This window comes from Bifidobacterium sp. UTCIF-1 (genome assembly GCF_006408915.1).
Taxonomy (GTDB): Bacteria; Actinomycetota; Actinomycetes; order Actinomycetales; family Bifidobacteriaceae; genus Bifidobacterium; species Bifidobacterium reuteri.
The window spans coordinates 141,106-165,639 of record NZ_JFAG01000004.1; the positions used below are offsets into that span (position 1 = coordinate 141,106).

Below are 24,534 nucleotides of genomic sequence, written 5' to 3' on the forward strand. Positions count from 1 at the left end.
TTTGCGCTTTTCGTAAGTCTCCTGCTGTGAGGTGGACTTGCCGTTGTCTACTACAGGCGGCTGAACATGAACTTCGAGCCGATGATGGTGGCGAGCGGACGTCCTGTGACCTGCCACCCGCCGAACGGGGTGTTGCGGGCCTTGGAATGGAACCGTTCGGGGTCCACGGTCCATGGCCTGTCGGTGGCGAGTACCACGAGATCCACGACAGAGGCATCGTCGACGCGGCTCAGGTCGAGCAGACGGTTCACACCCTCGCGGGCGGTCTGTGACGAGTCGGCCTTCTCCTCCGCGATCACACCGTCCGGGTCATCCCCGGTGGGCGCAGGCTCGGCCCAATCTTCAACCAGCGCCGCGATATCCGTGGCATCATGGCCCATCAGGGCCTGAGGTGCGACGGACATGAGCTCGATCAGCCTTTCGTCCGAGATGTGCCCGCCATCCACCAGCACCTTGTGGCATACGCCGTACGCGCATTCCAGTCCGATGATGCCGTTGGGAGCCTCGAGGAAGCCCTTCGCCTTCTCATCCATGGTGTGTGGCGCATGGTCTGTGGCGAGCAGGTCCACGGTGCCGTCTGCGATGGCTGCGATGGTGGCCTGACGGTCGGCTTCGGAACGCAGCGGCGGATTCATCTTGGCGAGTGTGCCGTATTCGAGCAGCGCCTCGTCGCTCAGCGCCAGATAGTGCGGCGCGGTCTCGCAGGTGACCGGCAGCCCTTCGGCTTTGGCCTTGCGTATGGCCTCGAACGAGATCGCCGTGCTCACATGCTGGAAATGCACATGGATGCCGGTGCGTCGTGCGGCTTCGATGTCCCGCGTCACGATCTTCAGTTCGGTGTCTTCGGGGATGCCTGGCACGCCAAGATTGCGGGAGACCGGCCCCTCGTTGACCGCACCAGTGTCATGATGCTCGCAATGCTCGATGAGGTACAGGTCGGATGCCTTGGCATTGGCGAGCACCTGGTCGAGGATCGGCTCGGGAACCGCAGCGCCGTCGTCACTGATCGCGGTGACAGGGTGTTCGTTCATCGCCGGCGTCTTGGCGTCATCCTGGAATCCGGGCACATAGCGTAGCCAATCGGAGATATCGCTGGCCTCCGCTCCTGCGCGATCCTTGGATGCGCACACGCACAGGTCGTAACGGACCGGCAGTTTCACGTCATGCGCGGCATCGTAGTTCTGCAGGAAATCGATGACATTGGCGAAGCCGGCGTCGACCACTTCGCGCGCGCCGGGCTTGCCGGCCTCGGCGTCCACCGTGGTGACGGCCTGCCCGTCGAGCGCCGGCAAGGTGTTCGGCATGATGAGCACATTCGTGTACCCGCCCGAAGCCGATGCGCGGCACCCGGAGACCATGGACTCCTTGTAGGTCTGGCCCGGGTCGCGGAAATGCACATGCGGGTCGGCGAAGCCGGGGCCCAGCGTCAGACCGGTGGCGTCGATGTCGGCGCCGTCACGGACGGTATCGGTGTCGGCGAAGTATGCGTCCGCAAGGCCGGGAACCGTCAGATCGATGATTTCGCCGGTGTTCCAGACCTTGATGTTGCGTAGGGTGATGCTCACAGTTTTGCTTCCTCGTCGCAGTAATCGCAGCGGTATTCGAGACGTTCGGAATGCACCAGATGGAACATCTGTTTGATGCCCGGTTCGGTGGTGGTCACGCAGCGTGGGTTGACGCACTTGATGACACCCACGATGTGTTCGGGCAGGCGAGGCTGCTTCTTTTCAACGATGTGTCCGCCACGGACCACGTCCACAGTGGCTTGGCGTGCGACGAAGCCGAGCACATCGAGGTCGATGTCCTTGTCGTCCTCGATCTTGATGATGTCCTTGGAGCCGAACCGATGCGATGTGGTGTTCATGATCAGCGCGAGCTTGGTTTTTGACGGATCAATCTTCAGGTATTCCAGTACCTTCAGCGAGGTGCCGGCGGGCACGTGATCGATGATGATGCCGTTTTGGATGCTGGTGACTTCCATCAGGCTTGCACCTCCTTGGAGCTGAGCGGTTCGTAACCGGGCAGGTCGTCGCCCACCACGGTGCTTTCGAGGGCCATACGCATGAGCATGCCGTTCTTGACCTGTTCGAAGTAGGCGGCACGGGGATCGTCGTCCACTTCGACGGCGATCTCGTTGACGCGCGGCAGCGGGTGCAGCACGGCCATGTTGGGCTTGGCGAGGGAGAGCTTGTCCTCGTCGAGGATGTAGGTATCACGCAGGCGCAGATAGTCGTCTTCGTTGAAGAAGCGCTCCTTCTGCACGCGGGTCATGTACAGCACGTCGAGGTCGCCGATCACGGACGCCAGGTCGCGCACCTCCACATAGGAGCAGCTCGGCGTGGCGTTGATGCGGTCTATGACATATTGCGGGGTTTTCAACTCGTCAGGGCTGATGAGGATGAAGCGCACGTTGCCGAAGCGGCACAGGGTCTCAATCAGGGAGTGCACGGTGCGGCCGAACATGAGGTCTCCGCACAGGCCCACGGTCAGGTCGTTGACACGGCCGAAGCGCGACTGCAGCGTGGCCAGGTCGGCGAGCGTCTGCGTGGGGTGCATATGGCCGCCATCGCCGGCGTTGATGACGGGCACGGAGGCGGCACGGGACGCGACGAGCGCAGCGCCTTCCTTCGGATGACGGATGGCGACCACATCAACATAGTTGGAGACGGTTTTCAACGTGTCGGCGATGGACTCGCCCTTGGTCACCGAAGCAAGCTGCGCTCCGGCGAAACCGATGACCTTGCCACCGAGGCGAAGCATCGCGGTCTCGAAGCTCAGGCGCGTGCGGGTGGACGGCTCATAGAACAATGTGGCCAATACCCTACCCTCGCAGGTGTGTGACACCTCCTTGCGATGCGCGTCGATGTACTGCGCCTTGTGTAGCAAATCCCGAATCTGTGCGATGGAGAGATCATCAAGCGAGATGACGCTTTTACCGATCATCGGCGTCTCCGCCGGCTCTTGTGGAGTTGACACGGCTCACCTTTCGTGCGTGAAGCGGATAAGGTGGCCACTAATGTGACCTCTCCGACTATAGACCATTTTCAGGACGCCCGCAGGGCCCTGCCGTCACCCGCGCGTCACCCCGCGTTCATATAGTGTCAACGCTGGGCGCGGCGGCGGTTGGCCTCCAATCTTGGCGCTATGACGTGCATGCGAGGCTTCGCCGGCTTCTGCGCACCGGCGGAACCGGCTGCGCCGCCCGATGCTCCTGAGCGACCGCCGACCGTCAAACCGGGCCCCGAGGAATAATCGTCCTCCGCCTGTCCGTAGAACAGGCGCTGGCACACGTCACGGCATTTGCGCATCACGGCGAGCAGATCGTTTTCGAAATGCTGGCCACGGTGTGCTCCATAGCCCAGATATACGGCGATTCCTCCAAGCGAATAGATGTCGTCCGGAAGGATATCCGCCTGGTTGGCGCGCCCGGACCATAGGTAGTTGCCATTGCGCGCCGCGGTGCATGTCGTCCATGCCTTGCGAAGCTGCATGGCGTCCATCGGACTGACCAGCTTCTTGGCCTCCAGCACGTCCAAAGCCTCGAGCGTGCCGTTGACACGCAGGTCCTTGATGGTTCCGGCATGTTGGAGCTGCAGCAGTTGCACGGTCCATTCCACGTCGGAAAGTCCGCCTTTGCCGAGTTTCAGATGACGCTCACGACGCACGCCGCGCGGCAGTCGTTCGGCTTCCATACGGGCTTTGAGCTTGCGTATGCTTTGCAGTTCGGCGTCACTCAGCTCCTGCGTCGGATAACGCAGCGGGTCGGCGATGTTGATGAGAAAATCACGCGCCAGTTCGGCGTCCCCCGCCGCATAGCGGGCACGCAGCAATGCCTGATGCTCCCATGTGGATGCCCAGGACCCGTAATACTCCTCGCATGAGGCGTAGGAGCGGATGATCGGCCCGTTCTTACCTTCCGGCCGCAGGTCCAGGTCGAGTTCGATCTTCGGCTCGAATGTGGTGGGGCCCTGAAGAATGTTGCGCAGATCCTCCACGACCTTCTTGGCGAAGGTGTTGGCCTGGGTGTCTTCGGCTCCATCGGTCGGACGGTAGATCAGAATCGCGTCGGCATCGGAGCTGAAGTTCACTTCACGCCCGCCGTAGCGGCCCATTGCAATCACCGTGATATCCGCCGGCGCATGGTCCAAGCCGAACATTTCGGTCTGATGGCGTATCGACCAATTCAGCGATGCGTCGATAATGGCGTCGTACACGTCGGTCATCGCCTTCAGGCTTGTCCCGTCATCCATGACGCCGCTCATCCACGCCAATCCGATGCGCTCGATCTCATGGCGGCGCATGGCTCGCACCGAATTGGCGAACTCGTTCATGCTGGCGCTGAACCGTTCGAGCGCGGAGCTGGTCTGCACATCCAGCGCCTCACGGGTGCGCGCCTGAAGATTGCCGTCATCGCCGAGCCAGCTGATGGACTCCACGGATTTGTTGAGCGCATCACCAAGGAATCGCGAATTCGACAGCACATGGCAGAGGCGCTGCGCGGCGGAGGTGGAATCGCGCAGGAATCCAAGATAGCCGGATTCAGTGCCGAAGTTCTCTTCCAGCTTGCGCCAGTTCAGCAAACCCATGTCGGGATTCTGGCCGTCACCGAGCCATTGCAGCACGGCAGGCAGAATGATGCGGTTGATTTTCGCCGCCCGGCCCACGCCTGCGGTAAGCGCCTGCACGTGGCGGATGGCGGCATCCGGGTCTCCGAATCCGATGGAGGCGAAACGCTCCTGTGCCGCCGCCACGCTTAGCGTGATCTGGTCATCCTCGAGTTGTGCATTGACCGGCAGCATCGGACGGTAATAGATGTCCAGATGCAGGTGACGCACCTCGCGGCGAGTATCGTCATACTTGTCCACGAGCTGTTCGGGATGCAGCCCGAATGCACGGGCGAGGCGGCGCAGCTCCTGGTTCCGGTTGAGCTCGTCGACGTCGATGTCCCGCTTCTTCTCCAGTCCGCCCACCGAGGCGCGGCCGAGGTCGGGGAACAGATGCGTGCGTTTGAGCGACCATATCTGCTGGCGATGCTCCATCACGCGCTCGAATCGGTAATCCTGGGACATGCGCGCGGCTTGTTTGCGGGAGATATATCCGCCCTCGGACAGTCGTTGCAGCGAGTCGAGCGTGTTGCTGGTGCGCAGCGTTTCATCGGTGCGTCCATGCACCAGCTGAAGCATCTGCACGGTGAATTCGACATCGCGCAGGCCACCGCGTCCCAGCTTGATCTCCCGGTCCTTCAACGGCGCCGGAATCAGGTCCTCGACTCGCTTGCGCATCTTCTGGCAATCGTAGACGAAGTTCTTGCGCTTGGACGCGCTCCAGACGAACGGACGGGTCATGGCCATGTACGCCTGGCCGAGTTCCGGGTCACCGGCCACAGGACGGGCCTTCAGCAGCGCCTGGAACTCCCAGTTCTCGGCCCATTGCTCGTAATAGTTCTTGTGCGATTCGAGCACGCGCACCAGCTGGCCGTCCTTGCCTTCGGGCCGCAATCCCCCATCGATTTGCCACAATGGCTGCTCTGCGACTCCCATGATCGTGGATTGGCATACACGTTGCAGCATAGTGCCCATTTTGGTGCCCACGCGAATCAGCGTCTGATGGTCGACGTCTTTGCTTGCCGGCTCCACTACATAGATGAGATCCACATCGGATACGTAGTTCAGCTCCTGCGCCCCGAGCTTTCCCATGCCGATGATGGTGAAGCGCACCTGATCGCTGCCTTCCACCTCTCGGCGGGCGATGGCCAACGCCCCTTCCAACGCCGCGTCGGCGAGATCGGACAGCTCATGGCTGATGATGGGCTGGATGGCCGTGGGATCATCCGCTTCCGCATCCTGGGCGATGATGGCGGCGAGCTGCCTGCGGTATGCGGCCCGCAAAGCCGTGGCCGCTTCCGCCAACGCCTTGCCTGCTTTCGGGCTGGTCCGCTCCTCAGGGTCCGCACCGACCGCCTGCAGCAGCCGCGCGCGACGCTGCGCATGGTTGAACAGGTGGCTATTGCAGTCGTCCACAGCTGCAGCCGCCACAAGATCGGGCCTGAAACGCATGAATTTGCCCATGGCGTCGGACACGCCCAGCACGGTGACGAGACGTTTGAGCGCGGCCCCGTCCGGTATCACCTGTCGCAGATCGCGGCCACCGGACTGCATGGCATTGACGATGTCCACGAAATTGCCCAAAGCCACATCGGGATCGCATGCATGGGATAGATATCCGAGCAGCTCGGAGCACTGGGCATCGTCAATGCCGTCCACCTTGAGCTGATGGAACAGGTCGCGGGCTTTGTCCAGGTCCTGTATGCCGGCACGGATAAGCGCCATCGAGCTGAGCGTAAACGTCGTCACTGCATCCATAAGGCACCACTATATACCGTGGGCGACGGTCCGCCCGTTATTGTCTTGGTTCCCGCAGACCGGCACCTTCATGGCCGCAGCGAAGACGGCGCAGAACTATTCGCTGAAGAGCGGCTGCACGTTTCGCCAGATGCGGCGGGTGGTCGCGGGGTGGTTCATCGAATACAGGTGGATGCCGTCCACGCCGTGTGCCACGAGGTCGGTGATCTGTTCGGAGGCGTAGGCGATGCCGGCCGCGCGCATGGCTTCGGCGTCGCCCTCCCAACGGTCCAGCATCACGGCCAGATGGTCGGGGATGCGAGAAGCGTTGCGTTCGGCCATGCGGCGGACGGACTTGGCGCCGCGAACCGGCATGATGCCCGCCTCGATGGGCACGTCGATGCCGGCCGCATGGGCCTTGTCGAGGAACCGGTAGAAGTCGTCGTTGTCGTAGAAGAGCTGGGAGATCAGGTGGGTGACGCCAGCATCCACCTTGGTCTTCAGGTTGACGATGTCCTCGTCGAGCGAGGAGGACTGATAGTGGCCTTCCGGATAGCACGCGCCGAACACCTTGATCTCGGGCTTGCGTTCGCGGATGTAGGCGACGAGGTCGCTGGCGTGTTCGAAGACGCCGACCGGCTCCTCCCCCTCGATGTAGTCGCCGCGCAGGGCGAGCACGGCCTGGACGCCTGCCTGTTCAAACATGTCGAGCGCTTCGTCCACCTTGTTCCGATCGGAATAGAGCGCTGTCAGATGGGCCACTGCCGGGATGCCGTATTCGTTGCGGATGGTGTTGGCGATGCGGGCGGTGGCGGTTCGGTCCGTGTGGGTGCCGTGCCCGTAGGTCACTGAGATGAAGTCCGGCTCCAGCCCCTCGAGGCCGTCAAGCGTGTCATAGATCGTTCCCACAGGCGCGTTCCTTTTCGGCGGGAACACTTCCAATGAAAACATGGGCGTATGCATATTAGCTTCCTTACACGCATTATGGTTCCCCTCACTGAGGGGAACCATCACAACGAATCAACAACCGCAAGCGCTGGCTATCGGCTCCCTCTGATGAGAGAGCCGAATAAGGACTACTTCTCCAGCTTGGCGCGCACGGCCTTGGCTGCGGCGACCAAGTGCTCGAGGCTCGGCCAGGTCTCGGCGTTGCCGCGGGTCTTCAGACCGCAGTCCGGGTTGATCCACACCTTCTCGACGTTCATCTTCTTGAGGATTTCGTAGATGCGGTCCTCAATCTCCTGCTCGGAGGGGATGCGCGGCGAGTGGATGTCGTAGACGCCCGGACCGGCTTCGGTCTCGAAGTGGGCATCGTGGATGGCGTCGAGCACCACCAGATCGCCGCGGGAGGCTTCGAAGGAGATCACGTCGGCGTCCATCGCGTCGATGTCGCGGATGATGTCGTTGAACTCGGAGTAGCACATGTGCGTGTGAATCTGCGTGGTGGGCTTGACGGCGGAGTGCACCAGACGGAAGGCGGGCACTGCCCAGTCGAGGTACTTCACATGCCAGTCGGACTTCCTCAGCGGCAGCTTCTCGCGCAGTGCTGCCTCGTCGATCTGGATGACCTTGATGCCGGCTGCCTCGAGGTCGAGCACCTCGTCACGGATGGCGAGAGCCAGCTGCTTGGTCTGCTCCTCATGGGTGATGTCCTCGCGCGGCCAGGACCAGTTGAGGATGGTCACCGGGCCGGTGAGCATGCCCTTCATCACGTGCTCGGTGCGGGACTGTGCGTATGCGGACCATTCGACGGTGATCGGCTTGGCGCGGGAGACGTCACCCCAGACGATCGGAGGCTTGACGCAACGGGTGCCGTAGGACTGCACCCAGGCGTTCTTAGTGAACAGGAAGCCGTTGAGGTTCTGGCCGAAGTATTCGACCATGTCGTTGCGTTCGAATTCGCCGTGGACCAGCACGTCCAGGCCGATCTCCTCCTGATGCTTGATGCAGGCGTCGATCTGGGCCTTGATGAACTCGTCGTAGGCTTCCTTGGTGATCTCACCCTTGCGCAGCTTGGCGCGCTCGGCGCGAACTTCCTTGGTCTGGGGGAAGGAACCGATGGTGGTGGTGGGCAGCAGCGGCAGGCCAAGGGCCTCACGCTGCAGCTTCTGACGCTCCTCGCGGGCCGGCTGGCGCACGAAATCGTCTGCGGTGAGCCCGGCCACGCGCTCGGCGACGGCGGGATCGGCGGCCACGCGGGTGCCGTCGAACAGGGCCTGGTTGGCAGCGAGGGCGGCGGACGCCTTCTTCTCGTCCTCGGTAGCATCGGCGAGGACGGCCACCTCCTTGAGCTCATCGAGCTTCTCGACGGCGAAAGCGAAGTGCTTGAGATCCTCGGCGGGGATGCCGGTCTCGCCTTCGGTGCTGAACGGCACGTGCAGCAGCGAGGATGCGGTGGAGACGGCCACATTGGCGGTGACCTGCTTGATGGCGTCCACCAGGCCGAGCGAGGTGGCGTAATTGTTGCGCCAGATGTTGCGGCCGTTGATCACGCCGGCGAAGATGGTGGTCTCGGAAGCGACGCCGTACTTGGACACGGCTTCGAGATTCTCCTCGCGGCCCTCGTTGAGGTCGAGGCCGATGCCGTCGAAGCCGAGGAGGTTCACGGTCTCGTAGATGTCGGCGATATGGCCGAAGTAGGTGTTGAGGAGCACCTTGACGCCGGCCTTGGCGGCCAGGATCTTGGTGTAGAGGCTCTTGAAGAGCTCCACGTCGCCGGGTTCCTTGTCGAGCACGAGATACGGCTCGTCAAGCTGCAGCCACTGGGCGCCCAGCTCGTTGAACTTGCCAAGCACCTCGGCGTAGACGGCGGCCACGGCGTTGACCAGGCCCTTGTCGTACTCGAGCTTCTGCGCGTTGGCGCCACGGGCGAGCTTGAGGAAGGTGTACGGGCCGATGAGCACCGGCTTGGTGAGGATGCCGAGCGCCTTGGCCTCGTTGAACTCATCGAACGGCTTGGTGGAGTTGAGCTTGATCCCCTCGCTCGATTCCAGTTCGGGAACGATGTAGTGATAGTTGGTGGTGAACCACTTCTTCATCGGCAGTGCGGTGACGTCGCCCTTGTCGCCCTGATAGCCGCGCGCCATGGAGAACAGCGTGTCCTCTTGGTTCTCGAAGGCCAGACGCTCGTAACGCTTCGGGATGACGTTGAGGAGGATGGCGGTGTCCAGCAGCTGGTCGAAGTAGCTGAAATCATTGCTTGGAATCAGATCGATTCCGGCGTTCTGCTGGAGCTTCCAGTGCTTGGCGCGCAGTTCGGCCGCCGTGGCCTTTACCGCTGCCAGGTCGTTGGCGCCCTTCCAATAGCCTTCGATGATCTTCTTCAGTTCGCGGTTCTGCCCGATGCGGGGGAATCCGGAGACGGAAGTGAGAGTGGACATGAATCCTCCAATAGTTGCGTTCGTAACCCGACTTAGGCTATCAAACCATCGTCCATGAGGGCCCATAAGAACGGTTTGAGTGTCGTTATAGCTGAAATTTATAGGCCCCGGGGATATTCCCCACACCACGAGGGTAAGAAGCCAGTATCCTACGCCAAAATATGGTGACTGTATTATCGGCTCCCCTTGTCAGGGGAGCTGTCCCGCGAAGCGGGACTAAGGGGACGTTGCCGTGAAGCAAACAGCGGAGCTGTTTGTAGGCAACGTGCGAGCCGACAGGCGAGCTGGCAGGCTGCGCGCAGAGCGCGTCCATGATTGCAGGACGGGCTGGCGGCGAAGCCGACTGGGGAAGAGATATCTGAAATACTCGTTAATCAGTGACGCAGACCCTAGGGCACGGAATCAGTCGAAGTCCTTCACGTTGATTACGGCAAGCAGGTCGCCGCTGTGCACCTGCCATTCGTCGAACGGCTTGTCTGAGCCGAGAATCACAATCGCCGCCGGGGCGAGACCAAGGTTGAGCAGGTCGAGGCGCTCCGCATCCGAATCCGAGGACGACAGCCACTGCGAGGCGATGGACACGGTGGGCTCATGGCCTACAATCATGAACACGCGCTGCTTGGGCTTGACGTGCGCAAGCTCGTCGAATATGGCCTGCACGCCGCCTTCATACAGATTGATGCGGTAATCCACGATGGGGCCGTCGCCGAAGATGTTCAGCATACGGTCCAGTGTCTGACGGGCACGGGTCACCGCCGAGCAGGAGATCTGATCGGGTCTCAGGCCGAGCTCCTCAATGCCCTTGGCGACCGCCTTCGCCTGCTTGAGGCCTTTTTCGGTCAGTTCGCGTTCGGCGTCGTCACTACCTCCGAACGGCTCGGCCTTGGCATGCCTCATGACGATGAGGATGTGCTTGTATTTCTTGGCCGCCTTGGCCACCTTGCTCAGCTTGATGCCCATTGTTATGCTCCCCTTCCGGATATGCGTAGCTCACAACAAACATTGAGAAAAACTATTATACGCTTGATGTGAGCGTTCACATAATCACTCAAGCAGCCTCGTCACCAAGCTGATGCAATTCGTTCACCTGACGCTCCAGGTCGCGCAGCACCTTGCGCAGCTTGTGGTCGGAGATGTCGCGCAGCTCCAGCTCCTCGATCTGCGCTTCGCGCTGCTCGTCGGTCATGGCGTCGATGTCGGTGACAGTGTCCTTGGAATACCGCTCGCGTTTCTTCAACGCGGCGAATCCGGGTGCCATGGCACGCGAGACCACCAGGAAACCGGTGTGTCCGATCATCTGATGATCCGGGCGGACAGCCAGACCCTGCGCCTTCCACGTGCGTTCCAGCGTCTCCTGGATCTGCGGCTCGGTCCAGCATCCGGCATCTCGCAGCGCCTCGGCCAGTCGGCTCATCTGCGTGGTGGTGGTGATGTAGCACACCAGCGCACCGCCGGGCGCGATCGCACGGTATGCCTGCTCCAGTCGGTTCCACGGGTCGAGCATGTCGAGCATGACACGGTCGAACCAGTGTTCGGGCAGCGACGCGGCCACGGTGTCGAAGTCGCCGGTCTTCAGGTCCCACCATGCCGGCTCTTCGCCGTAGTAGAGCGTGGCGTTGGCCTTGGCCACGCGCGCGAACTCAGGTCGCAGTTCGATGGTGGTCACATGGCCGCCCTCCCCCACGGCATCCAGCAGGTTCACGCTCATGGCACCCGAACCGGCACCCGATTCCAGCACACGCATGCCGGACCGGATGTCGCCGAGCTGAATCACCTGGGCGATGTCCTTCGGGTACATGATCTGCGCGCCGCGCGGCATGGAGAGCACATAATCGGCGAGACGCGGACGCATGGCCGCATAGTCCCATCCGCCGATTGCACGCGACGACTTCCACGGCTTGTTCCTGTCCTTCTCCGGGTAGACCTGATTGACCTGCGCCTCGCGCTTGGCATGCACCGTGGTGATCACCGCGCCCTCGGTGTTGCCGATCACGTCATCATGCAGGATCAGCCCATGCTCGGTCTGTGTGGAGCCTCCCGGCACCAGCTGGTCGGTGATCTTCTTGCCCTTACGATCGGTGAACTGCACCTTCTCGCCCGCCTGGAACGGTCCCCGCCTCGGATTCATGGGTCTCCTTCACTCGTACGTGTCGGACGCGATCATGGCACAAGTCCACCCGCCCGGCATGCTCAACAGCTCAAACCGTATCAGTGTAATGCATGAGGTTCCGCGGATCGGTCCCGCTGATAGATGACTGTGAATTCCTTGACCTTGCGCAGCTGCTGCTTTCGTGCCATAGGACTCAGCCAGGAGGCGTCATATTGCTGGAAAATATCAAGACCGCGTCCGAGCGTGACGATCCACCCTGTATCACTCTCGATGTAACGGTCGTGGGCGGTGTCGCTGAACTCATAGGTAACAGTGATGCCCAACTGCCCGAACGAATCCCGTACCGCAGCCAAGTTCGCAAGTTGGTCGTCGATATGCTGTTTGTCCGCGTGCTTGGTTACGAGATGAACGTGCACCTCTTCGGTCCGCTCGGTGTAGTTGAACACTGTTTCCAGGAATTCTGCGTAATTGCGAATCTGATAAAACAGTCGGATGTACGGGTCCACGATGGTGATGTTGCGCGCACCGGCAACGAATGCGCCAAAGAGTTTGTCATAAGTGACTCCGCGCTGGTCTTCGGCATACGAGAGGCGTCCTTCCCGGGCGGCCGCAGCGGCACGTTCGATTCGGTTGAGCTTCGGCTGCGTGGCCGGTTCGGGTGACTGCTGCGTTGTGACAGACGCCGCTTCTACCGCCACGGTCTGGGTAGATCGCCCGGATCGTTCGGCATCCGTGGACTTGCCGGCGGGCTCGCCGATTCGCTCGGCCGGCTCACCGGCAGCTGACGACGGCTCTTCGGCATCATCCGACCGGTGATGCCCTTCCCTCCAATACAGTTCCGGATACTCGATCTCCTCCAACGTCTGTACCGCAGTTGGCTCCGCGGCCCCTACACGCGTGTAGCTGAAGTCGACCTCGGCCATGGTGGAGTCGATGCGGCACAGTTGGTCCTTGACCCGCTTGCGTCCTTCGATGGCGCAACGCAGCAGCGGCTCCATCTCGTCCATCGTCGCCTCGCCGGACGGGTAGATGAGCTTCATCAGGCCGGAGAAGGTCTTGCGCACGCCGTCCTTGTCGCGTGTGGAAAGCGTGGGCGACAGTGTGAAATACCGCTCGAACGCCGAACCGTAGTCCACGTTGCGCAGGTTGTGCAGGATCTCGGCCAGATAGTCCACCACGAAGCCGTAACCGCGTGTGAACATCTCGGAGCGGATCTGCTCGAACTCCCAGCCTGGCAGGTAGTAGTGGATGCGGTCGAGGAACGCCGGATCGTGGTATTGTGCCGGCAGCTCCTCGAACAGATCGGAGTTCTTGAGCATGTACGGCACGTTGTGGGAGGTGTTGCCGACGAACACCATGGACGCTTCGGCCTGCATAGTGTTGCGTCCGCGTGAGAACGATTTGTTGGCCATGTAGTTCTTCATGATGTCCACGAGCGCTCGGTCGGCCTTCTTGGTCTTCCCGGCGAACTCGTCGAACGCCACGGTGTCCCAGTAGCCGACCAATCCGATCTGCCCGCTCGTATTGTTGACGAACAGCTTCGCGGCCGTCACCTCACCGCCGGAGATGAGCATGCCATGCGGGGAGAATTCCGAATAGATGTGCGATTTACCTGTGCCCTTAGGGCCGAGTTCGATGAGATTGTAGTTGCGCTCCACGAAGGGAATCATGCGCACGAGATGCAGCAGCTTCGCCCGTTTGCCGAACAGGTCGGGATTGAATCCGACCGACTGCATAAGCAGGTCGATCCACTCGTCGGCGGTGAATTTCTCACGCATGGCGAGGTAGTTCTCCCTGTCGTCGTGGGACATCTGCACAGGCATGAGCCGCTGCAGACGCCAAGGCACGTCCTTCGAGTCGCCGGAGTAGGCATAGACCAGCGCGCACATGCACCAGATGCCGGTGACCATGAGCTTCGGGTTGTTTTTGACGGTCTGCGAGTCGACTACAACGCGGCTGATGCCGAGGTTCTCGAACGTGGCCTCATACTGGTCAAGCCTCTCGTTGAGCGCCACCTGCACCTTGTCGATGACGTTGTACCGTCCCTTTTCACGGATCTTCGACTGGATGAGGTTGGCTTCCTCGCGGTGCACATAGTTGTCCGCGAGAGTGGCCCGGACACGGTCCACACCGGCCTGCACGCTGATCTCGTCGGTGGTGGTCACGTGTTTTCCAAGCAGGTATTCCAGCACATATGAGGGCACGAGGGCGTTGCCCTTGACCTTGCTGACCAGGTCCTTGCGCACCGTGTAATCGGCGAATTCAGCAGTCACCTTGCGGTCGAGGTCGTTCATCACGGGAATTTCGTTCGCCGCAGTCTCCTCAGGCTCGCCCGAATCCTTATCCATTGTCTTTTCCATATGCTCTTCGTCTGCCATGTTCCCACCTTACCTGTATGCCCATCCCTCGTGGCTCCCTTGTCAGGGGAGCTGTCAGCGTGCTGACTGAGGGGTAGTCCCACCAATCAAAGCCGGACGGTTCCGCGTTCCACCCGGCTACGTTAGAAGTCGAATCCGTCATCGAACATAAGCCCGCGCTGCAACCGGTACTCGGCCTTGATATCCAGCCGGCGCATCTGGCTGGAGCCAGGGATTCGCTCAGCCAGTCGCAGCTCGACCACGGTGTTGTTGAACCGGCCTGCCTCGCCGGCGAGCAGGAACGTGGCCGGAACATGTCGGTCGGCAGCGTCGTTGGATGTGGACGTGAACGCCAAAGGCACCTCGTTGGAGATGAGCGTAGCCTTGCCGCCGGGCTCCACGCCCCACAGGCCGGCGAGTACGGTTCGCTCGGATATCTTGCCGCCCACGGGTTCGGTTTGCAGGAAATCGACCGTGATTTGCCCGGTGGTGATGCGATCGGTGTTCTGCAGGATGCGGAATTCCACCAATCGCGCGTCTCCGGAGGCCGAACGCCCCTTGTTGATGTGCATGACCGGCACTACGATCTCGGGCAGCGAAGCACCGCCATGCACATACCGTACGCCATCACCCGAGATACGCAGTCGATGGATGCCGTTGGGCACCTGAATGGTCACGCCCTTGTTTTCCGGATCGTCCAGACCGACGCGGGCGGCGGGGAATGTGGTGAACGCAGGCTTGGGGACGAGATTCGAGCCGATGACGAACCGGCGTTTCTTCACCCAGACCGCATCTCCGGAAGGTCCGACGCTAAGCCATTCGGCGTCCGTCACATCGTGGTCCTGATAGAGGAATCCGTGGTCGGCGGTGACGATCATATTGGTCACGTTCGCGTTGGCCAGACGCTTGACGATGGTGTCAAGCTCGTCGATCGTCTTCGCACAGGCATCGAAGACCCCCGATTCGCTGGCTGCATCGTCTCCGATGGAGTCGATGACGTTGTGGTAGACGTAGAGCACGCTGCAGGATTTCACCAGCTCGCGGTATTCGTCGCGCTTCATCTTGAGTAGCGTCTTCGCCGTCACTGCAGCGCCGCCCACAGAACCAAGAACCGACTGCCGTGCAGCCAATCCCACAGTGGAGTTGCCGTCCGCCAGCACCCCGTAATGGTCGGAGGGAGTCAGCGCCAGACTCGTGTGTGGCAGCAGAGCGGCCATGCCGAGCTGCGTGTAGGATGGCAGTACGCACAATTGGGCTTCGAGCGTGGCGTTCCAACGGCTCTGCGCATCCAGCCATTCGCGCAATTCCTCGGCCACCTCGTAGCGCAGCGCGTCGGAGATGATGACCGCGATCTTTCTGCCGGCATCGGTGATTTTCTTCACATTGCGCGCGTAGAAGTCTGTCTGGGCGGGAACGCCGTCAATCGACCACTCGTCGAGCTTGTTGACCTGCGCCTGCCACTGCACGCTCAGATCGGCTTGATAGCGGGCGTATTCCTGTTCCAGGCTTTCGGCGACCATGTTGCCGCTGAACCGGCCTCCGGCCTTCCATGAGGCGATGAACCGACGGTAGCATGCATCGACCCGGTACAGGTCGTTCGCATACAGACGGAAGCCCTCCTGCGCGGACGATATGGATTCCATGACGGGCCGTGCCGCACGCAATCGGGCGCGCAGGGCGCTGGCCGAGGCGATGATGGCGTAGTCCTTGGCGAATTCGTCGTGCCATAGACCGTATCGTCGCGAGGCGACTAGGCGCTGCACGTCGTCATCGGTCACGCTCTCGTTGCCAAGACCCGCATACAGCAGTTCCACGAGCTGTTCATCGACCTCACGGAACAGGTCGTGCGACGCCAGTTCGTCAAGACCCATGCCGGTAATGTCGTCGGTAAGCGAGAGGTCCGCGAACGCATCCTCCGCCAAGGTGCGGACCACCGGGGCGAATCGGGGATCGTTGCGCCATAGATCGAAGTCGCGGCGGATGTTCGCGTAATAATCCAGACCGTGTTCGGCGTCGGCGAATCCGTTCCATGCCAGACGGAACAGCCATAGCGCGAAGTCCTTCACCGTAGGGTGTTCCAGTTCGCGGGCCGCGTCGAACCGGTAGATGCCGCGTGTGCCGGCCCAGTGATAGTCGGCCAAGCTCATGGCCGCGATGCGCTCGATGCCGTCAGTTTCGTCCTGCGAGTATTGGGCGAGCAACGCGCGCCAGATCGCCTGCAGACTGTGCTCCCCCGCCGGCAAGCCGAGCAGTACGGCGATCATCTTCGCCTGGAAGTCCCGCTCGTCGTCGTCCGCGCGCAGCCGCTCGGCCAGCCCGGTAACCAGATCGTCGTCGTCGAAGAACGGCTTGGTGCGTTGCATGATGGCGAGCCAAGTGTCTCGTGTGGCGGCGGATGCCTCGCGCGGGAACAACTCGTTGATGATCATCGACAGGCGATCGGCGGTGAACATAGGACCGTACGCCAGTTCGAGGTCAAGCAGCCAATTGTTCTCGTCCGCCGGCAGTTTGCCAGTGAGGTACACGAGGAACTTCGTGGTCGGCCGTTCAAGGAGGATACGGTATTTGACGGCGAACGGGTTGCGTTCCAACCGCACGACCTCCACGTCGCGCAATGCCTCGTCGGCGGCCTGCTGACCTGCGATTTCATCCAGCAGATCGGCGAATTCGCCGTGCTCGTCATGCCAGAACACCACGCGCCCCTCGCCGTACATGGTGCCGTCGTAACCGGCGAACCGCGCCGCCAGCAACCGTCCAATCTGCTCAGCTGTGCTCATGCGAGTCCTTCTCTTTCTGTGGTATCCAACATGAATAAAACTGCACCACTGCTGCACTGAAGGCATCGAGTATAGTCGACACTTTACAATTGCTGCACTACCCCGATATGACGACGCCCATTATCAGCGTATAACCGATGACTCCATATCACGCATCAAATCAGCTCCTCACCAACCGGAGCGCCAGAATCAAGCTCAACTCCCCTGTACGCACCGTCATACCCATCAAATAACCGATCCAAATCACCGGAACACACTTCCGGTACCAATGCGTCATTGGTCCGGCATCCATCCCCAGGAGCCTCGACATTGCTGCTCACGGATGATTGAGAATGAACACCCAATCGCTATCAATCTGTGTACTGCCGCTCATTTCGAGACCTCCCCGACAAGCACATATCGTGTCGAACGCCCAGCACCCACACGGCGCAACAGTCCGCAATCGACAAGTCTGGCAAGGATTTTCTGAGTCTGACGTTTGCCGACTTTGAGAAGACCCGCAACATCATCAGACTGCGCACCTCGACGTTGTTGAATAAATGCGTAGACCTGACGCTCCTGTTCGTCAAGGCCAGCGGTATCGCGAACTTATCCGGCAGTATCGCGCACTCCGGATTCGGTATCCGGCAATTTCCGGCAGTATCCGGCATTTCAGACATAGTATCCGGCACCTTTGCAGCAGTATCCGGCACCCCATTCAGAGCATCGCGCACTTTCTTGACAGTATCCCGCACTCCCAATGAAGTATCCGGCACTTTCCCGTCATCAATCTGCGTGTTCCACGGGGCCGGAACTCTAGCTACAAACACGCTCAGGATGAGTCCCGCACCGCTTGAATTCCACCGATGCATCCTCACCCTGCGCCAATACGGCGCGAAGCCGTGTGATGTCATATTAGCTAACCTACTTAAGCAAGTAGATTGGTAATATGTTTACCAATTGCATCACTTGCAAGTCGGTTTTTCATATTTACAATATCTGCGCCTAATTGAAGACCTAGCCAGACACGCAAAACAACGAGACTCTGCATAGTAGCCTCATATGTAGTTTGAAAGTCTGAACTATGAGCATCGGCATGTTTATTACCGACATAGACATCCCTCATAGCCTCTATCCATAAATCACGCTCTTTGAAGAAATCACCTACTTCAATTTTTTCAATAATGGCTTCCAACATATCTTTGTATGTGGAAGGCTGTTCCTTTCCATACCTCTTATTTATTCGTGTTTCTTGACGCTCAGATTGCACAATATACCAACCCACACATTCCAGTGCAGTGCCGACAAGCATAGACATGGTTTCCAATGCTAAGTGGCCATGATCACGTGCAAGATAGGACAGTAAGGTCATACCCTGCTCGCAATTTTTTCTCAAATCCAACCACTTCGTGATTCCAGTATTACCTATATCCTCATAGTCAAACAGGAAAGTATTTTGGAAATTCTCGTTATTATCTCTCTGCACAAGCGGATAGTAAGAGACAACCGGAGACCATCGATCCCTTACGGCTCCCTTACCTCCAATGATTTCTGGATCATCTGTCCTCATGACAGACATGTCAATAAAATCTCGCGAATTCCAATCGGCTATTGATATTAAATCTTTTATTGCCCGATGGGTTGCAAGATGCTCTTCCCAGCTCTTAGCAACATTCGTTTTAGTTTCAATATAGACTAATTGACGTGAAATAACTGAGTCGTTTTTTCTCAATGGAGCAACATTAAAATCGGGCCGAATGGATAAACCCAGATTATCACTAACGAGAATCGGTGGAATAGATTTAGAACAGACTTCTACGCCTTGACATTTTCCTTCTTCGTCTTGTTCGACATGATAGGTCGTGGAGGGTAAATTGAACCAGCGAACCGCATCCAGCCATTGTGTTCTAAGGCCATTGATTTCTGCATATCGATTATTCCTTGCACCACAGATCACATACGTGGGAACAATTGTTCCTGTGCCGGGTCCGAAGCATATGGAACTAGTAATATCCGCAATACGACAATCCACTAAAGCGAAGCTTTGCGCATTACAAACAAACAATAACTCATGCGGCATAATGTCAGGAAATTGTCCTCCGACAACAAGACCACCATCAGGAGCCATCCACGAAGACACGAACCAGTTTCCGGGAATGTTTTGTATATCTGTAAATGGAACAGAAAGTTCAATTCGTTCGCCAGTATCCCTAAGAACTGCAGGTATTACAGATTCAAGACCACTATCAAGAATGATATAACCAGTCAAGGGCTCAGTCAGTTGCCACTTATCAGACATTTCATCCCTCCAATGGATTGGTGGGCCAGGTCCAGGATTGGACGAGGTTGCGCTTGGCTTCGATGGGCTTGATGGCGCGGACGGCTTGGCCCATGCGCAGGTAGTTGACCAACACGCCGTCATCGAGGTCGATGGGGAGATTGGCGGTGGCGAGCGGGTAGAGGATGTCGCGCTCGTAGCTGGTGCATTCGGTGATGGTGGTGCGCAGCTTTTCGCCTTTGCGGACTTCGGCCGGCTTGCCGGAGGCGAGCAGGGCTTCGGATTGGGCGTTGAGCTTGCCGGTGAACTCGCGCAGGTATTTCAGCACGGTGTTCGTGGTGGCGGGTGTGTACCGGTGCAGGTAGACGAGCGCCTTGAACGTGCCCTTGTTGTCGGTACGGCTGGAGTACATCCAGTAGATCGGCCGGTTCTTGTACATCTTGACATGATCGTCGTAGAAATCCGTGGCGAAATACTTCCGCAACGGCTTGCCGAGCACCTGTTCGATATAGGCGATGTTCTCGTTCACATGCTGCTCGCCGAGCGATGCGGCAAGGAACGTGCGGAAGCGGGCGGCGAGATCGTCTTCGAACCATTCGTCGTCGGTGACGGGGATGACGTTGTCCGCGTCCGGCTCGAACGTGGGGTTCGGGATCTGCGCGTGATAATCATCGATGGTTTCGTCTTGGGAGGCGAGAATCAGGCCCGGCTTGTCGAGACTATAGCGGCCAAACATGCAGCCGACCGCGTAGGAGATGATCTCCTTAACGACATCGACAGCCATCTTCGCGTCACGCTCGGCGGGCGTGTCCTTCGGATAGGCGAACGCCGGATTGCGCTTCAACGAGACGCGCTCGATCGGCACGTCACACGGAACCTCATCACGCACGCCATACGCATCCGCCACCAGCTCGTTGTTGCGAATCTCACGCTGGCGTTGTTCCTCGGCGATCTGCTTGCAATGTGCAATGTACGCCGGAATCCTTGCACCCAGGCTCCCTTTGTCAAGGGGGCTGGCACCCAACTTCTCTTCTCCGCTCCCCTTGTTAGGGGAGCTGTCGGCGTAGCCGACTGAGGGGTAGTCCAACACCTCCAAACCCGTGAAATCCCACGAGGTCTCGTAGGAGTCCCAGTCGGATTTAGAAGACTGAACAAGTAAATCCACGTCACCTTTATTTAAGCTGGATACCCCACCGAGAATCTTCTTGGGCATAGGTATATCAGCTATTGTTCCCGGCTGGAAATTAAGGGTCGGATTAATTGCATAAAGAAGGTTCGATACAGTCGAACTATTCAATACTGAAAGAAATACTTCTTCTCCTTGTTGAGAGAATAACGTACACCCTCCATTATCAAAAAGAGCGCCCCTCGGACAGTAGCGCAAAGAGAAATCACCCGATGAAACGGTAGTCCACGTCAATCCTTCTCTTCCCATAAACATCGGATTTCTAATAGTCGGTTTATGAGATTTTGCTTCAAGCTCATTTTTGATAGCAGATCCATGATTCTCCCAGAGAATCACATAATCACGATTACCATACCACTTCCGATAATCACCACCTTTATTGTATGGATACCATTTATTATCCTTGCCCCATTCCATCTCTATAGAGGCATAAGAAATCTCGTTCCAGAAACGAAGAAACCGTTCATTATTCCCCGTGTCTAAGCCCTTTTTAGGCTCTGCTAAATCCCCTACGAATCTGACATCGACAAAAGTGTGCAACATTGCGTCGGACAGCCAGTACACGATTGGCGAGCCGGGAATCTGGGCGAAATCATGCTGGTTGACGGTGAAGAGCACCGGGGATTTGCTCCCCTCAGTCGGCTTCGCCGACAGCCCCTCTCGAAGAGGGAAGCTCACTGCTTCCGCGCATGCCGCCGCCTGATTGTCATCGCCTTGCACATCAACCAATCGCAGATACGTGCCCTTGCCGTCGGAAACACCATTGCGAATGGTGAACGCCGTGGTGGAGACGACTTCACCATTGATACTGTCGAACGCGCCGGCACCGAGATGCGCCATCGTTTCGATGGAATGCTTTGCGAGCAATCCCTTACGCAGTTCCTCGAACGAGGAGAGGAACATCCAGCTTTGCATCGTGATCATGCCGAGCAGGGCGTTCGGTTTGATGAGTTGCAGGTTGCGCAGGATGAACGCGGCGAACAGATCCTTGTTGCCGTCCGGGTAATGCTCGTTCACATACTCCTTGAGTTCACCGCCCATGTTGCTTGAACCCATATACGGCGGGTTGGCGACGACCGCGGCGTACTTACGAGCGAGGTAGGCAGTTTGGGCGAGGACGGTGTGGGCGCGGTCGGCGAGGGGGTCGGAGAAGAGGGAAGCTGCCCCACTGTCTCTCCCCCACCCGGCTTCGCCGGGAGCCCCCTCATCAGAAGGGGCCGAGAACGCAGCAGCCAAATCGGTCAAATCAGTTGAGGGCTGGATGAGAGAGCCGTAGACGTCGGCGTGCTGGTAGATGTTCCAGGTGCCGGCGTCGAAGGTTACATCGTAGAGGTCGTTGAGCTCCTGCACTTCCGTGTCGGTGAAGTACTCGGGCGTGATGCGCTGGATGTTGGGCTGCACCTGCTTGCGGAAGAAGCGACGATAGCGGCCGCGCGCCTTCATCGTCAGGGCGAAGGCTGCGAGGTTGGCGGCGCGTTCGTCGATCTCCATGCCGAACAGGTTATGTTCCAGAATGAGCCCGGGGATTTCATTGGCGGAGTAGCCGGCCTCGTCGTAGATGTCATAGAGCAGGTCGAATGCGTAGGTGAGCATGTGGCCGGAACCGCACGCCGGGTCGCAGACGGTGAGGTCTTCAGGGGTGGCGATCTTGAGGATTGCTTGCTGGGATGTTTCTCTCCCTCCGTCAGCTTCGCTGACCCCTCCCTCATCAGAGGGAGGCATAATGGACTGCTGGGGGTCTCTCCCCCACCCGGCTACGCCGGGAGCCCCCTCAGCCGAGGGGGCCGAGGATGAGTCGATGTAGTATTCCCACGATTCATGCAGCTTGGATTCGGGATGGTTCTGGGTCCAGAGGCGGCCGACCGTGTTCTGCACGAGGTATTGCACAATCCAGTCGGGCGTGAACAGCTGGGTGGCGGCGGGAATTTCGGCGGCACCGGCCTTCTTCGACTTCTTGAAGCCGGCCATCACCTCGTCCTTGCGCTCGGCGATGTAGAACTGGTAGAGCCAGCCGATGATCTCCACAGTGCCCTCGCCATCGTCACCGATGCAGTCGGCGACGGGCATCGCCTCCACGGCGCGGCGCAATACGGAATCGGAGGCGAGTAGATCGGCGGGCAGCAACAGTTCGTCGGCCGCACCGGATTCGTCGAACATGAACGGCATGAACCGGTGCCAGTAGTCGCAGTAGGCGCGCAGCAGCAGGCCGTAGGCGTCGCCCTGCGGGTCGTTGCTCGTCTTGGTGCCGTCCAGCAGCGCCTGGATGGTCGGCATCACCTTGGCTTTCGCACCGACATTGCCGAACACGCTCTCGTCGAACTCCCCGCGCTTGGCGGCCGACAGCACACCCGGCAGCGCATTCGGATTGTCCGCATCATCGCCGGACACCACATGCGGGTTGGTGAACTCGTTCGCATCCATGTACCGCAGGGCGATGATCCGGTTGAACCAGCGGTAGGCATGCCGTTCGGCGGTTTTCGCACGGCCTTCCTCGCCGCCGCCGTTGGTGCGGATCTCCTCCTCCAGTTTGGCGAATGCTCGAGGATTGTCCACGCGCGCCGCCGAATCCGGCTCCATCGCCGCATCCAGCTTCGCACGCACCGCCTTGATGAGCTCCACGCGAGCCCCGGCCGCAAACGCCTGCAACTTACTCGTGTTCATCCGCTCCACTCCCCTCGTCAAGCCCTCATCGTCGCGAACCGATGCACGGCCCTCAGACTGCACATACAAGGCACCATCATAGCGGCGGCCACTCAATATCGCGGCAATCACATACGGTCGGCAGCATCATGCGATAGCAAAGTCAGGTAAGTCTCCGCCTGTACAGCGTATGAACATCGTCATAATGCCTATAGGGAATGCGGGCAGCATCCAACTGACTCTCCATAACAGGGTCTCTTCGTCCATACAGTATGACCTTGGATGGCATGAGCGTATGAACTTTGACCGCATAAGAGAAATCACCCTCTGCGGTCGGCTCGCATCCGAGCGTTCCGGAAGCCGCCATGACACCCTCCGGCACATTGAGCAGACACACCAACGTTGACGGCAGCCCTATGCGCAGATTCTGGACAAGTTTGATCCCATTAACCGCAAGCACCGCATCGAACAACTGATTGAGCAGGATAATCAACCGCTGCCATTCGATATCCATATCCGCAGTGACGGTTACATCCGATCCAATCACGCCCATAAACGGCCTATACTCGTCCAGTTCTTCCAATACTTGCTCTAGACGTGGATAGATACGGTCATCCGAACAGTAAAAACAGAGTACGGTATGAGCCGGATCGGAAACGAGTTGGGACCCTCGTTCCCGGTACGTCACCACCAAATCCGGCCACTCATTCAAATACCATTCAGGCTGCATCAATGGAAATCCTTGATCATCACAGCGAACGCCGTGTTCCTCAAGATATCGAGAATACTCATCAATCAAAGCCAATATATCCGTCAAAGCACTGATCATGCAGCCATCCCCAGTTCCGGCGGGTTCATCAACGTCACCGAAGACTCGGGCATCATGTCTTCAAGCAAGCGCACCGCTTGCAATACACGATGTCGAAGAAACATCTGCACTACACTGCCACGAGATTGCACCACAAAATCACAAATCACAGCGATATCGGCACTACCCACCAAGCGAGCGACAAGCACGTCAGCATCCTTCTGTGAATTCAACGACAGAAGCTCAGTGAGCGTGACGTACCGATGCTTTCCATTACCATCGAAAAGGCAATCCGGATGACCCGCTTCCAGGTAGAACGAATCATAGGTTTTCGGTTCAAGAGAAACAGTAGATTCCGGCCGATGATCCCAAAACACGCCAATTAGTTGATATGTTTTTTCATTTTGCCCCTTCTCTACAGTTCGATAACCACACCAGTGTTGTAGTCGACCGCGCGACGGGCGAAATCATCCAACTTGCGGTAAATCTCAGCCAATCGAGGCGTAATCGGCTGCTCAAGACGAGCCTCAAGCCACCCAGCTAGTAGACGACACTGGCGCGCGTCGAGAAAATCCACATCATAAGGACCAATCAACGAGGCACATAACGTATTGACGGGATCGACAAAATCCTCATCAAGCAAATATCGATCAGAATCTGCTGTCATACGAAAAATCT

Annotated in this window: 15 protein-coding genes and 1 pseudogene; all 16 read right to left on the reverse strand. The window is 58.9% G+C overall.

Annotated features, from left to right (window positions below; genetic code table 11):
- Positions 1-50 precede the first annotated feature (50 nt).
- A complete protein-coding gene (locus BW09_RS03195) occupies positions 51-1,565 on the reverse strand; it encodes a dihydroorotase (protein WP_140464716.1) in 1,515 nt (504 codons plus the stop codon).
- Complete coding sequence (locus tag BW09_RS03200) at positions 1,562-1,981, reverse strand: aspartate carbamoyltransferase regulatory subunit (RefSeq protein WP_140464718.1); 420 nt, start codon at positions 1,979-1,981, stop codon at positions 1,562-1,564. Before BW09_RS03200 ends, BW09_RS03195 begins: the two co-directional genes overlap by 4 nt.
- The gene (gene pyrB / locus BW09_RS03205) at positions 1,981-2,943 is read right to left on the reverse strand and encodes an aspartate carbamoyltransferase (protein WP_140464730.1); all 963 of its coding nucleotides are present in this window, start codon (positions 2,941-2,943) and stop codon (positions 1,981-1,983) included. The genes BW09_RS03200 and pyrB overlap by 1 nt, the downstream gene beginning before the upstream one ends.
- 158 nt (positions 2,944-3,101) lie before the next feature.
- The gene (locus tag BW09_RS03210; protein WP_140464720.1) at positions 3,102-6,362 is read right to left on the reverse strand and encodes a bifunctional [glutamine synthetase] adenylyltransferase/[glutamine synthetase]-adenylyl-L-tyrosine phosphorylase; all 3,261 of its coding nucleotides are present in this window, start codon (positions 6,360-6,362) and stop codon (positions 3,102-3,104) included.
- A 96-nt stretch (positions 6,363-6,458) separates the two neighbouring features.
- A complete protein-coding gene (gene metF / locus BW09_RS03215; protein ID WP_044088280.1) occupies positions 6,459-7,304 on the reverse strand; it encodes a methylenetetrahydrofolate reductase [NAD(P)H] in 846 nt (281 codons plus the stop codon).
- 113 nt (positions 7,305-7,417) lie between these two features.
- On the reverse strand, positions 7,418-9,721 hold the full coding sequence (gene metE / locus BW09_RS03220; RefSeq protein WP_140464722.1) for a 5-methyltetrahydropteroyltriglutamate--homocysteine S-methyltransferase: 2,304 nt from the start codon (positions 9,719-9,721) through the stop codon (positions 7,418-7,420).
- Positions 9,722-10,123: 402 nt separating this feature from the next.
- A complete protein-coding gene (locus BW09_RS03225; RefSeq protein WP_140462772.1) occupies positions 10,124-10,681 on the reverse strand; it encodes a histidine phosphatase family protein in 558 nt (185 codons plus the stop codon).
- An 88-nt stretch (positions 10,682-10,769) separates the two neighbouring features.
- Positions 10,770-11,849: a tRNA (adenine-N1)-methyltransferase gene (locus tag BW09_RS03230; RefSeq protein WP_140462773.1), complete on the reverse strand. Its 1,080-nt coding sequence runs from the start codon at positions 11,847-11,849 to the stop codon at positions 10,770-10,772.
- Positions 11,850-11,929: 80 nt separating this feature from the next.
- Positions 11,930-14,209, reverse strand: coding sequence for a BREX system Lon protease-like protein BrxL (gene brxL, locus BW09_RS03235; RefSeq protein WP_258184964.1), 2,280 nt, complete (start codon positions 14,207-14,209; stop codon positions 11,930-11,932).
- A gap of 122 nt (positions 14,210-14,331) precedes the next feature.
- A complete protein-coding gene (gene pglZ, locus BW09_RS03240; RefSeq protein ID WP_140462774.1) occupies positions 14,332-16,965 on the reverse strand; it encodes a BREX-1 system phosphatase PglZ type A in 2,634 nt (877 codons plus the stop codon).
- A 369-nt stretch (positions 16,966-17,334) separates the two neighbouring features.
- Positions 17,335-17,526, reverse strand: a pseudogene (locus BW09_RS11310) (hypothetical protein); the annotation flags it as partial.
- Positions 17,527-17,872: 346 nt separating this feature from the next.
- Positions 17,873-19,243 (reverse strand): HEPN domain-containing protein, encoded by a 1,371-nt coding sequence (locus BW09_RS03250; RefSeq protein WP_140462775.1) that lies wholly within the window; start codon positions 19,241-19,243, stop codon positions 17,873-17,875.
- A gap of 1 nt (position 19,244) precedes the next feature.
- Positions 19,245-23,069 (reverse strand): BREX-1 system adenine-specific DNA-methyltransferase PglX, encoded by a 3,825-nt coding sequence (pglX, locus tag BW09_RS03255; protein ID WP_140462776.1) that lies wholly within the window; start codon positions 23,067-23,069, stop codon positions 19,245-19,247.
- Between the two features lie 142 nt (positions 23,070-23,211).
- Positions 23,212-23,877: a DUF4417 domain-containing protein gene (locus BW09_RS03260; protein WP_140462777.1), complete on the reverse strand. Its 666-nt coding sequence runs from the start codon at positions 23,875-23,877 to the stop codon at positions 23,212-23,214.
- A complete protein-coding gene (locus tag BW09_RS03265; protein WP_140462778.1) occupies positions 23,874-24,233 on the reverse strand; it encodes a hypothetical protein in 360 nt (119 codons plus the stop codon). Before BW09_RS03265 ends, BW09_RS03260 begins: the two co-directional genes overlap by 4 nt.
- Before the next feature lie 38 nt (positions 24,234-24,271).
- A partial coding sequence (locus BW09_RS10830) for a hypothetical protein (RefSeq protein ID WP_181161763.1) occupies positions 24,272-24,534 on the reverse strand: 263 nt, incomplete at its 5' end.

Bases quoted from the DNA above. Each gene is read 5' to 3' on its own strand.
- BW09_RS03230 (WP_140462773.1), bottom strand. From the start codon at position 11,849: ATGAATCCGAGGCGGGGACCGTTCCAGGCGGGCGAGAAGGTGCAGTTC.
- BW09_RS03200 (WP_140464718.1), bottom strand. From the start codon at position 1,981: ATGGAAGTCACCAGCATCCAAAACGGCATCATCATCGATCACGTGCCC.
- pyrB (WP_140464730.1), bottom strand. From the start codon at position 2,943: ATGATCGGTAAAAGCGTCATCTCGCTTGATGATCTCTCCATCGCACAG.
- brxL (WP_258184964.1), bottom strand. From the start codon at position 14,209: ATGGCAGACGAAGAGCATATGGAAAAGACAATGGATAAGGATTCGGGC.
- BW09_RS03225 (WP_140462772.1), bottom strand. From the start codon at position 10,681: ATGGGCATCAAGCTGAGCAAGGTGGCCAAGGCGGCCAAGAAATACAAG.
- BW09_RS03210 (WP_140464720.1), bottom strand. From the start codon at position 6,362: ATGGATGCAGTGACGACGTTTACGCTCAGCTCGATGGCGCTTATCCGT.
- BW09_RS03260 (WP_140462777.1), bottom strand. From the start codon at position 23,877: ATGATCAGTGCTTTGACGGATATATTGGCTTTGATTGATGAGTATTCT.
- pglZ (WP_140462774.1), bottom strand. From the start codon at position 16,965: ATGAGCACAGCTGAGCAGATTGGACGGTTGCTGGCGGCGCGGTTCGCC.
- pglX (WP_140462776.1), bottom strand. From the start codon at position 23,069: ATGAACACGAGTAAGTTGCAGGCGTTTGCGGCCGGGGCTCGCGTGGAG.
- metF (WP_044088280.1), bottom strand. From the start codon at position 7,304: ATGCATACGCCCATGTTTTCATTGGAAGTGTTCCCGCCGAAAAGGAAC.
- BW09_RS03250 (WP_140462775.1), bottom strand. From the start codon at position 19,243: ATGTCTGATAAGTGGCAACTGACTGAGCCCTTGACTGGTTATATCATT.
- metE (WP_140464722.1), bottom strand. From the start codon at position 9,721: ATGTCCACTCTCACTTCCGTCTCCGGATTCCCCCGCATCGGGCAGAAC.